This window comes from Microcoleus sp. B7-D4 (assembly GCF_036705125.1).
Lineage (GTDB): Bacteria > Cyanobacteriota > Cyanobacteriia > Cyanobacteriales > Microcoleaceae > Microcoleus.
On record NZ_JAUBTT010000002.1, the window covers coordinates 136339 to 146946 of the forward strand.

Genomic DNA, 10608 nt, shown 5'->3' on the forward strand with positions numbered 1-10608 from the left:
TCGACAGCTCCTGCTGGGGGCGGCACAGGTACGGGGGCATTGCCGGTACAGGTTCCGGGTACGAGTCCGAGTCCGACTGCGGGCGCGACAACTCCGAGTCCGAGTCCTTCGATCGTCCCCACTCCAACTGCTGCGCCCCCAACTCCTCCGCCTTTGGGCGGCGGGCCGACTCCGCCGAGTTTTACATCTCCGACTCCTAACCAGCCGCCGATCGTGGAAGCGGGCAAGACGGTGACTGGTTTGCAGAATTTGCCTCTGTCTCTGAGCATTTCGGCGCCCAGCGACCCGGAGGGCCAGCCGCTGTCGATCGCGGTAGTCGGACTTCCCAATCCTACTTTTGGTCAGGTAATTACGGGTACGAGCCCGGTCGCCGTGAACCAAAAGTTAACCGTTCAGGATTTACTCGGGCTGAAATTCCAACCTGGAACAAACGCGATCGGGCCAGCCGGTTCTTTCAGCTACAGCGTAGCTGACGACCAAGGCGGCACGGCAGCAGCGTCAGTGGCGATTAACATCAATTCTTTCGATACCTCCGTAACTGTTCCAAGTACCCTGTCGCCGATTGCTGTCAATGACGGCATCGTATTTACGAGTACGAATAATTCGCTGCCCACTTTCATCGATGTGCTGGCCAACGATTCCAGTCCGCAAAAAGGGACGCTCAACATTATCAATGTCAGCACACCGCAACTGGGGATAGCTGTAAATCTTGTCTCTCAAGTGCAATTCATCCCCGGCAACGTAGCGGGTACAACTGCTTTCACCTACAGCGTCAGCGACGGATTCGGGACAATTCCGGGTGTAGGTACTATCACCGTTCAAATCTTGCCTGCAGATAGCGGGCCTAACAATTTAGTTGGGGGTTCTTTGCCGGACAATTTGGACGGTTTGGCGGGCAGCGATACTATTGATGGTCAAGGCGGCAACGATACGATTAACGGCGGTGTGGATAACGACGTGCTCGTAGGCGGCCTCGGCGCAGATACCATGACGGGGGGCGGCGGCGGCAATCAATACCGCTATACCAGCCCTGCACAAGGTGGGCCTGGCTTTGATGCGGCTTCTTCGGCGGCGATCGAGGCTGCGATCGCGGCGGGCGGATACGATGTGATTACTGATTTTAACGGTCTCGGTGTGCCGATCGCCGATCAGTTTAATTTTGCCCCCGGATTTGCGAATCTGGGCGGTAACAGCCAAGTTCTGCTGAATGTGCAGACAACTGTTTCTGCAAATATTCTGGGAGGAAGTGCTTTCTTGTTTGCCTACGATTCCGGCGGCAATACTTACATCATTTATGACGGCAATGGCAATAACCTCACCGGCAGCGATTCTCGCATTTTGGCGAAGTTAAATGGTGTAACTGGGGTTTCTGCTCTTTCGGAATTTGACTTGACGTTTATCTAGGAATACGGTTCAGTTAGTGCTAAAAAACAGATCGTGCGTAGGTTAGGTTGAGGAACGAAACCCAACATTTTCGCTACAATTTTCCTTAAGTGAACCGTATTGGTTGATCTCGGAAGATAAGAGGTTTGAAACCGCAGATTAACGCAGATAAACGCCGATTTCCTTGGCAGTTTATCTGCGTTAATTTGCGTTAATCTGCGGTGAAAAATCCAATCTCATTATCTTCAGAAAACAATCCCAACAAAGAGCCAAGCATAGCACCGAACGTTTAGAAAAATCCGAGTTTTGATATCATGTCCGGTCGAGCAACCGCGATTTTTGTAGATACTGTCTTGATCTGTCAAGGGGTAGCGAGCAAATAAGTTGGATAGAAAGGCTTTTGGGACTTTAAAATACCAAAAGCCAAATGCACCAACTTCCGATATCATTGCACCAATCACCTGCATTTTGACCTGGACACGACCCAATAATCGCTCGGGAGCATCCCGGTTTTGTAAATATCCCCAAATCAGCGTAAAATAGTTAAAATCAATAGAAGCGTCAAAAAAAGTCGAGAAAAAGAGCCATGACCCCTGAAGAACTAGAGCGGTTGCAATCCTGTACGGCAGAAATTGCTAAAATTTTGTATAACAATACACCCCCCAGTAAACTGACCAGTCTGGAAAATATTGAAAAGCATCTCAGGCAACAAGGGCTTGAAAAAATCGGCCCCCAAATCGGTTTTTTTTTATCAAACAAGCAACGGGAACAGAACAAGGACGACCTCAGCGAGCGTAAAAAGCTGTATTGGTGAACTAAGAATTACTGAAAAACAGGCCAAAAAATTAGAGGTTAAGAAATCAACTAGATGATCTCCATTATTTGAAAAATGCTGTCTCCGTCAAATTGCTAATCTTTCCTACGAAAATGCGGCCTCATATATGGAAGTTCAGACGGGAGTCAAGATTGGACACACTTGTTTGCATCGATTAGTAGAAAAACAAGAATGGTCAGAACCTATAGCCAAAATTGAGGTTGAGGAAACTAGCATAGATGGAGGGAAAGTCCGTCTGAGAGGGAATTTGGGAGAAGGCTCTCATTGGCAAGATTATAAGGCTGTGCGGTTACATGAAAGTTATTATGGGGCTTTTTATCAAGACAATGAAGCGTTAATTAACTATATAAATCATCAACCTTTAGCCTATTTATTAACATGTTTAGGTGATGGACATGAGGGAATATGGAAGATTATTAGCCAGTTGAATCCGGGTAAAACCCGACGCGAAATCTTAGATTGGTATCATTTAATTGAAAATTTGTATAAAGTGGGAGGGTCGTTAAAACGGGAGCATCTCATATTTGTAAAAATACTTCTTCTGGCTCATTCCTTCTTCTGGCTCCTTCCTTCTTCTTCTGGGAGCATCTCATATTTGTAAAAATACTTCTTCTGGCTCCTTCCTTCTTGTGGCTCCTTCCTTCTTCCTCTTTCCTTCTGCCTCCTGCCTCCTGCCTCCTGCCTCAAAACTCCAATTTCTAGCTTGGCCGCAAAGGTGAGATGCTCCCCTTCTTCTTTCCTTCTGCCTCTTTCCTTCTGCCTCTTTCCTTCTGCCTCTTTCCTTCTGCCTCCTGCCTCCTGCCTCCTGCCTCAAAACTCCAATTTCTAGCGGAGGGCTGCAAAGGTGAGATGCACCCGTTAAAACGCCTAGCTAAAGCCAAGGGATTTTTGTGGCAAGGCCAGATCGACCGAACCCTTGACTTATTTAAATCGAACCCAACAAAAACCGCCCAAAACTTTTGTAACTATCTAGGGCTTGCTGAATATATCGATCGCACTTGACGTGGCATGGGTTAAGAACTGGTGCGATGCAAGTCAGGTGCAAAAAAAACAGGTAAAATAGATCAAAACCCGTGCATCACCATTGGTGACAAGTTAAGGCTGTAAGTTTTTTGTCAAGAGGCTTTTGGAGAATTATTGAAAAAGAATTGGTCAGAACCTCGTTGCTTTTCAGGAAAAGGGGCGACGATTAACTTAACAGTTGGTTTTCGCTCCTGTTTGATAATTCCTAAATCGCGATTTTCTGGGGCAGCAAAATATTTAACTGGATCGGTTGCTTTACCTTTATGATGAGCTATCGTAAAATGATAAAGACCGCGATAAATCATTTCTAAAGAAATCCGATCAAAAGGTATAGCTAGTTCATCGGCTACTGCATCACCTAAGTCTACTAAAACCGCATAAAATAACCACCTTGCCCAAATTTGTAATTTAATCCCATTGATTGAACCCGTCAATAAATAGCTTAAATCTAACAGCCTTTTTACTATATTAAATGCCTCTTCAATCCGCCAACGTCGTCGATATAAATCTGCAACTACATAAGGGGTAATATCTCTGGCTCTAAGACAGTGGTTAAATAGGAATGCCAGGCTTTTCCTGAACGAACTTCAATCAAAAGTAAAGTAATAAACGGAGTTCTCTTTGTTCCAGACCCCAGACGTATCTTACGGTCTCGCAGTCCATAACTATCTGTAAACACTTGCTCTACTTTGATTGCTGCTCCTTTCTTTATTCTCCTAATAAACTTAACTTTTTGCTCAATTAATTTCAACCAAAAACTAAAGTGATAAAATCCTCTATCTAATAATAGCAACGTATTTTCGCTGACTAAACTGAGGATATTTTCTTCAAGCTTTATATCAAATTCTTTCGCATTTTCGGTAAACCAGATTTCTACTGGTAGTCGATTTACTCGCATCAATTACTGTACTTATTTTTCCCGCCCGTTGTCCGACCTTAGTCTCTTATAAACTTGATAATTTCCGAAACAATGCCTCTAATATTGAACTATCTATAATCCAAATCTGCTCAAATTTTGTTAATGTAAACTGAATACTTTCTGGTAAGGTTCGTTGATTTCTGCTTTGCCAATTTGTTCTTAACCTTGGCAATAAGTCTTTAAATACTTGTTCAAATAGCTCGGCAGGAAAGGTGAAAAATCTTTGTGAGAGTCCTTGTTGGCTGACTTTGGTGGGATTACACCACAGAAAACCATATCTAGTTAACATTCTAGTCAGTTCTCTTACCCCTGCTACATCTCGCCATAGAACCGGTTAACACCGCAGCCATCATCAGGGGCAAGTTGAGAATGCGGTCTCGCTCGCCCCAGTTGACGGTAGGAATTTTTCTGGTTGAGCATGGCTGGTGTCAGTAATGCTTCGAGTTGTTGGGCAATTACTTCATCCTCTATCATTGGCCGTTGTTTCTTCTTGGCGTGATCTCGATTTGTAGTTCTAGTCTTGGTCATGGCCCGTCTCAATCCCCCAATTACTTACCTGTTATGAGTTTCATCCATTTTTTACTTAATGTAAATACCCCATTGACAATTTACTCATCACCTTAACTTGTCACTAATGGTACTCGCCAATATGTTTTTGAGCTAAACCAGCCATATTCAAATCCCAGCAAGCTTGCCAAGGCGGAACGCTTTCTAAAGGTTGTTGCAAGTGTCTTGTAGTTTCTTTCAATGCTGCCTTCGCCTCACTCGCTTGTCCTAAATATGAATGTAGGAGAGCAACTTCGCAGTAACAACTATTTAGCCGAGATTGAATTGCAGGAGATACTTGAGATAAAGCTAAATTAAGTTTTGCTTGATAAATAGCTAATCCTAGCTCGTATTCACCAGCAGCAATATATAGCAATCCTAAATCATTCTCATAATTATTGTAGGGGCAATCCGACCCCTACTCCCCGTGGTTGCCCGATAGATAGGGGGTAGGCACGGGGAGTAGGGGTAGCACTACCCCTACAAATTTATCTGAATCATTTAGGATTGCTATAGCACAAACCCATATCACTGTATGAATTTAATTCTGTCCATTTATCGCCTTCACGCTTAGCGGCAAATTGAGCTTGGCGGTGATATTCTAGAGCTGCTTCAAAACCATCTGCTAGCAAATAGGCGTGACAGTCGCCGATGCAGCGATACAGACTTGCTTCCCGGTTAGGCGAAACTCGATTTACCAGTTTATCTGCTAATTCTAAAGTTTGGCTGATGTATCCCCACGATAAAAAATATAGAAACAATTCTTCTGGTAAAATAGGTATGGCAGGGGCGGCACAATACATCCCACGCTGAATCATAATCTTCAATTTCTCGGAAATGATAGTAAGCTTCTAAAACGTGCAAACCTAACTGAGGGGATTGAATATGTTCTACACTAGAAAACCAATGTTGTGCGATCGCCCTTTGAGTTTGTTCCCATTCGCTGCTATTCTGTAACTGATTCAAACCTGCCGCCCGAATCGCTGGGTGCATTCGGTATTTGCCCCGATGTAATTGTAGCAAAGAACAGTCACACAACTGCCGCGTTACTTTCAATTGTTCTGCTGGCGTTACATCCCACAGCAAAGCTTTGATACAAGTATCTGGCAACCATTCAATTTGTTGATAGCGACAAGCTCCCAAACGGCATAGCAAGCGGTAAGCTTGATGAGAGTGAGCGTTGAGGCGATTTAACTGATTGTTGATAAGAAACGAAAATGGATCTAGCTGCTGTAATTCCTGGCGATTTTGCTGCCAAGCTTCGGCAATATCTCCATCATAATTATTTTGAATATAGCAATCCTAAATCATTCTCATAATTATTGTAGGGGCAATCCGACCCCTACTCCCCGTGGTTGCCCGATAGATAGGGGGTAGGCACGGGGAGTAGGGGTAGCACTACCCCTACAAATTTATCTAAATCATTTAGGATTGCTATATCATTGTACAGCACCTCCATCGCTAGAGCATTGCCTTTGTAAACTGCGTGCATTTCTTGCAGAGCTTGTAAATCTTCAGAAGTTTTGGGATATTCAAAATATTGTTGCCATGCTTCTGGAGTCAAGCCTCTTAAAATGTGAGTTTGAACGCCTCTGATGTCAGGTTCTTTTAATTTTTCTCTACTGGTAATCAGGGTGACTCCTTCGATTCGGGGCTCGCTGAGTACCCGCAGCAATTCTACATAATTGCGGTATTCAGGTAAAAACATACCGTTACGTAAAGCAGGTTCTAAGTTATCTATAAAAATTGCGACTTTGCTTTGACGCAGCTTTGTTTCGAGCAAGTTTAAACTCAGGCTAAAATCTCTGGGTGCATCTTCCTGAAAATCTTGTTGCAGCCAAGTCTGTACAAATGAATCGGCACTCCGCAAGTTTTCTGGAGTTAAGGCAATTTTCATATCTAAGATTTTTTCAAATTGGCAACTTGCTAAGTATTGCTGTGCTAAGGTGGTTTTGCCGATGCCGCCTTCTCCTACTATTATCAAAATCTTGAACTTTTCTGATGTCCATTTTTGGAGCTTAGTAATATCTGAAGTTCGTTCTACCCAGCGAGAATTTAATGGTTGTGGTTCTCCAGGTGGCGCTGGGATTAGTTCGGGACTGAATTGAAAAAATAATGCCTGCAAATCTGACCAGCTAGAGCGCTTGTCGTTTCCTAAACCAAAGGCTTGATATGCTGTTGTCAAATGTTGGCGTACAGTTGCTTCTGATTTAATTGCGAGAATTTTGGCGATTTGTTTGTTGGGTGTTCCAGCTAGTTTTTGCTGCAAAACTTGCTTGCATTTGTTGCCTAAATTGTTGTAAATGGTGGTAAATTCTGCTTGATTCATGGGTAGTTTGCCTGTGGAAGTGCGATCGCGCGTGGCAGCGCCATGTCAGAAGTTGGCGACCGAGAATTTCAAAGGTGGTACAAGCCCCCGTCTCTATCCGTGGAATCAATCGAAAGCATCCCAAATCTAAAATCCTCAAGCCCCCGTCTCGATCCGTGGGGTCAATTCTTCAATCATCCAATCTAAAATCTAAAATCTAAAATCTAAAATCGAATGACTGCTGCCTGTGACTGCACAATTGTGAGTTTTGAATGTTTATTGATTTTACACTGAGTTACGGGTTAAAAAGTTATTCAATAATTAAATCTTTGCAAACATCATTTTGGGGGTAAGAAGTATGGAGTTTCTGGCGGATGGAGATTGTGCGGATGCAAGGCTGCTAATTGTTGTGCGATGCTGTGCGTCATCGTCTGCGACTTTGGGGGCGATCGTGTAAATGATTGTTACAAAAGCTGGAACTATGCGTAAAAACATAGGGCTATTTCCGAAATCTATATAGAGGCTGAAATTTAGGGGGTAAAAAGCTATGAGGTTTTTGTCAGAGGATGCAGCAGGCGATCGGGCTGACAAAGCAGGCGACAGCAACAGCAAAGCTAAGTTAAATCAGAAGGTGGAAACAGATATGTCATCATCGCACAACGTTCAAAGACATACGGTTAAACAAGTTTTTGACCAGGTTGAGAAGATTCTGGAGGAAACTTGGCAAGAAACTGGGTTCGGAAAGGTAACAATTGAAAGTGAAAGGGAAAAGAACAATGTGATTCGGGTAATTGTCAAGGGTTCGACTTATTATAAGTTCTTTCTTGACGATGCAGAAGTTAGTAAGTGGAGTTCGAGGAAGTAAATTCGATCGGTTGGGTGGGGGCAGGTTTTTATAATTTGTTGATGGGTCTCAAAGATGTAGGCGAACCCGCCCCTATCAGTAAAATTGCGGACAAATTTGTAGGGGCGGGTTCACCGATCGATTCTGTTACCTACCGATAATCTTTATAAACCCGCCCCCACCCCACCATGAAACTCTGTACAACAAAGATAAGGGAAGGTATTGACAGGTTAAATTAAATAGTGTAGCTTGTTCTTAATTGACGGGAAGTACACCCACAATCATCTATCCTGTTAGGCTGTGAGGGTCGGCAGTATCGTAATTTCAAGCATCGTAATTTCAAACAATTGAATATTTGCAGTCCGAGACGGATGAGAGGTTCGCGGGGCTGGGGAAGTGGTGATTACGCATTATGTGCGATCGCCCCTTCTCCGGCCTTTTGTTTTTTGGTAAACAACTTGACTTGACAAATTGGAGGTTAAATATGGCTCGTTTAGATGGAACAGCGCAAAATGACCAACTTTTTTGGTCTGATTCTGTGCCCGTAGAAATTTATGGCTATGCGGGTGATGACAGTCTATGGGGCGATGCGGGAGACGATCTGATCGTTGGCGGTTCTGGAAATGATGATCTATTGGGCGATCCGGGTAATGATGTCATTTATGGTGGTCGGGATAGCGACTACATTGAAGGTGGATTAGGTGCAGATCAACTGTTTGGTGGTAAAGGAGCTGATTATTTAGTCGGCGGTGGTGACACAGATACGCTGATAGGTGGCGGCGGAAGTGATACCTTTGGTCTTACCAGCAATGGGGTAGCTATTATCCGCGACTTTGATGCTGCTTCTGATTCTATCGAACTGTTAGATGATTTGACTGGTTCTCGCTTTTTAGTTGCCCGCAATGATAGCAATAGTGTCGGAGTTTATGTTAGCAGCAATGGCGGTTCTTCTTTTGATAAAGTCTTGGCATTGTTGACCAATTTTACTGGCGATGTTGGGAGTGTTTCTGCGAAAATTATCGGTGGAAATGTGACAGCAACTCCGACTCCGACTCCGACTCCGACTCCGACTCCTATTCCGACTCCGACTCCGACTCCTATTCCGACTCCTATTCCGACTCCGACTCCTCCGACCTCTGATAACTGGCTCGATCGGGTGAATTACTTACGTAGCCTAGCCAACTTACCACCTGTGACTAACAATCCTGCATGGACACAAGGGGAAATAGAACACTCCCGTTATGTCGTTAAAAACAATGGATCTACTCATGATCAAGACCCTAATAATCCTTGGTATACGGCCGCAGGATCTGAAGCGGGTAAAAACGGCAATGTGGCCGGTTGGGAAACAACTCAGGCGCGAGATGTCGATTTTATTGATGGATGGATGACCGCACCTTTTCATGCGTTAGGAATTATCAATCCTAAACTAACACAAGTTGCTTACGGTAGTTATCGCGAAGCCAATGGGGGAATTGACACAGGGGCAACTTTAGATGTTGTTCGAGGAATTAATCGTAATTCTTCACCCCAATATCCTGTTATGTGGCCTGCAAGTGGCAAGACAGTTCCCATAAGACAGTATGGAGGAAATGAATATCCCGATCCGTTAACAGGCTTTCCAGGATACACGGCTCCTACGGGCTTACCTATTTATTTGTTATTGGGTTCTGGAAACGTCACGCCTCGAGTCACTTCTCACTCATTAACGCAGGGAAATACACCCATACAACACAGTGTTTTTGATGAAACAACCTACAGCAATCCCGATCCATCTGCTCAACAAGGGGCACGCAGTATCTTGGATTCACGCGATGCAATTGTAATGATACCCCGTAACCCATTAATCCCTGGAAATTATACTGCTTCAATTACATCCAGCGGTCAGACTTATACCTGGTCTTTCAATGTTGCCTGATGCGCTCTAGTTGAACCAGCGATCGCCATTGCTAAAAATAAGCAATCGCCATTTCTCCACTCCGTTTATTTTGCAAACCAATAGCTAGGAAAATTATGACTATCAAACGACAAGGGATTTATTTCGTCGGAGAAGATACAGCAGACAATGTTGCACTCGAAGCCGGACAACTTCAGGAAGTGCCTGGAGGATTGCTAACTCGCAAAGGTAATGATACTGTCAGCGGTTCCTCTGATGCTGAAGTTGTATATGGTGGCAAAGGAAATGATGACATTGATGGCGGAGGTGGCAATGATTCCCTTCGCGGCGACAAAGATGAAGATACTGTTATCGGAGGAGATAGAGATGATTGCTTGTGCGGCGGTCAAGGCAATGATTCAATTGTCGGTGGTAGCGGCAATGATAGTTTGCACGGCGATCGGGGTATCGATACTTTAACAGGTGGCAGTGGCAATGACACATTTTTCCTACTGCTAGATGATGACAACATTGATTACATTACTGATTATCAAAATGGAGGCGATCGCATTGCCAGCGACAATGGCATTTTGAATTTTGATAACTTCACTTTTAGTGCGGGTACGGGTGCTAATGGTGCTGGTAGTGGCGATACGGTGATGATAGATAAAAGTAGCAATCGGGCGATCGCGGTTTTGCTCAATGTTGCCAGTAGCACGTTTGCAGCTAGTCCGACACCAACACCAGCCCCGACACCAACACCAGCGCCGACACCAGCCCCGACTCCGGTGACAACTCCGACACCAGCCCCGACTCCGGTGACAACTCCGACACCAGCCCCGACTCCGGTGACAACTCCGACACCAGCCCCGAC

At 44.5% G+C, this 10608-nt stretch carries 12 protein-coding genes and 1 pseudogene; 6 read left to right on the forward strand and 7 right to left on the reverse strand.

All coding sequences use genetic code 11. The features are described from left to right. The 3 genes from QUB12_RS01320 to QUB12_RS01330 all read left to right on the forward strand — a co-directional run. On the forward strand, positions 1–1404 hold a 1404-nt coding region (locus tag QUB12_RS01320; RefSeq protein ID WP_333305111.1), incomplete at its 5' end, for an Ig-like domain-containing protein. Between the two features lie 565 nt (positions 1405–1969). Next, entirely contained in the window at positions 1970–2197 is a 228-nt protein-coding gene (locus QUB12_RS01325) for a hypothetical protein (RefSeq protein ID WP_333143463.1), read from the forward strand. 127 nt (positions 2198–2324) lie between these two features. After that, a complete protein-coding gene (locus tag QUB12_RS01330) occupies positions 2325–2819 on the forward strand; it encodes a hypothetical protein (RefSeq protein ID WP_333305113.1) in 495 nt (164 codons plus the stop codon). Here QUB12_RS01330 and QUB12_RS01335 read toward each other — a convergent pair. The 7 genes and pseudogenes from QUB12_RS01335 to QUB12_RS01365 form a co-directional block, all read right to left on the reverse strand. Continuing rightward, a complete protein-coding gene (locus QUB12_RS01335; protein WP_333305116.1) occupies positions 2808–3032 on the reverse strand; it encodes a hypothetical protein in 225 nt (74 codons plus the stop codon). The genes QUB12_RS01330 and QUB12_RS01335 overlap by 12 nt on opposite strands. Positions 3033–3333: 301 nt before the next feature. Beyond that, positions 3334–4634: pseudogene (locus QUB12_RS01340) on the reverse strand (IS4 family transposase). A gap of 157 nt (positions 4635–4791) precedes the next feature. Beyond that, positions 4792–5082: a hypothetical protein gene (locus QUB12_RS01345; RefSeq protein ID WP_333143461.1), complete on the reverse strand. Its 291-nt coding sequence runs from the start codon at positions 5080–5082 to the stop codon at positions 4792–4794. Positions 5083–5203: 121 nt separating this feature from the next. Beyond that, positions 5204–5467, reverse strand: coding sequence for a hypothetical protein (locus QUB12_RS01350; RefSeq protein WP_333143460.1), 264 nt, complete (start codon positions 5465–5467; stop codon positions 5204–5206). After that, positions 5409–5861, reverse strand: a complete 453-nt coding sequence (locus tag QUB12_RS01355) for a hypothetical protein (protein ID WP_333305118.1) — start codon at positions 5859–5861, stop codon at positions 5409–5411. Before QUB12_RS01355 ends, QUB12_RS01350 begins: the two co-directional genes overlap by 59 nt. A gap of 187 nt (positions 5862–6048) precedes the next feature. After that, positions 6049–7035: an AAA family ATPase gene (locus QUB12_RS01360; protein WP_333305120.1), complete on the reverse strand. Its 987-nt coding sequence runs from the start codon at positions 7033–7035 to the stop codon at positions 6049–6051. A gap of 300 nt (positions 7036–7335) precedes the next feature. Beyond that, positions 7336–7509, reverse strand: coding sequence for a hypothetical protein (locus tag QUB12_RS01365; protein WP_333305123.1), 174 nt, complete (start codon positions 7507–7509; stop codon positions 7336–7338). 52 nt (positions 7510–7561) lie between these two features. On the opposite strand from QUB12_RS01365, the gene QUB12_RS01370 reads away from it, so the two are divergent. The 3 genes from QUB12_RS01370 to QUB12_RS01380 all read left to right on the forward strand — a co-directional run. Further along, entirely contained in the window at positions 7562–7879 is a 318-nt protein-coding gene (locus QUB12_RS01370) for a hypothetical protein (RefSeq protein ID WP_333305125.1), read from the forward strand. Positions 7880–8342: 463 nt separating this feature from the next. Beyond that, positions 8343–9776 carry a CAP domain-containing protein gene (locus tag QUB12_RS01375; protein WP_333305127.1) on the forward strand — a complete coding sequence of 478 codons (1434 nt, stop codon included), beginning with the start codon at positions 8343–8345 and terminating at the stop codon, positions 9774–9776. Between the two features lie 95 nt (positions 9777–9871). Then, positions 9872–10608 (forward strand): calcium-binding protein (locus QUB12_RS01380; protein ID WP_445300648.1); only part of this gene is annotated, 737 nt, incomplete at its 3' end.

Coding starts and splice junctions, on each gene's coding strand:
- QUB12_RS01375 (WP_333305127.1), top strand. CDS start 8,343: ATGGCTCGTTTAGATGGAACAGCGCAAAATGACCAACTTTTTTGGTCT.
- QUB12_RS01370 (WP_333305125.1), top strand. CDS start 7,562: ATGAGGTTTTTGTCAGAGGATGCAGCAGGCGATCGGGCTGACAAAGCA.
- QUB12_RS01330 (WP_333305113.1), top strand. CDS start 2,325: ATGGAAGTTCAGACGGGAGTCAAGATTGGACACACTTGTTTGCATCGA.
- QUB12_RS01325 (WP_333143463.1), top strand. CDS start 1,970: ATGACCCCTGAAGAACTAGAGCGGTTGCAATCCTGTACGGCAGAAATT.
- QUB12_RS01360 (WP_333305120.1), bottom strand. CDS start 7,035: ATGAATCAAGCAGAATTTACCACCATTTACAACAATTTAGGCAACAAA.
- QUB12_RS01365 (WP_333305123.1), bottom strand. CDS start 7,509: ATGTTTTTACGCATAGTTCCAGCTTTTGTAACAATCATTTACACGATC.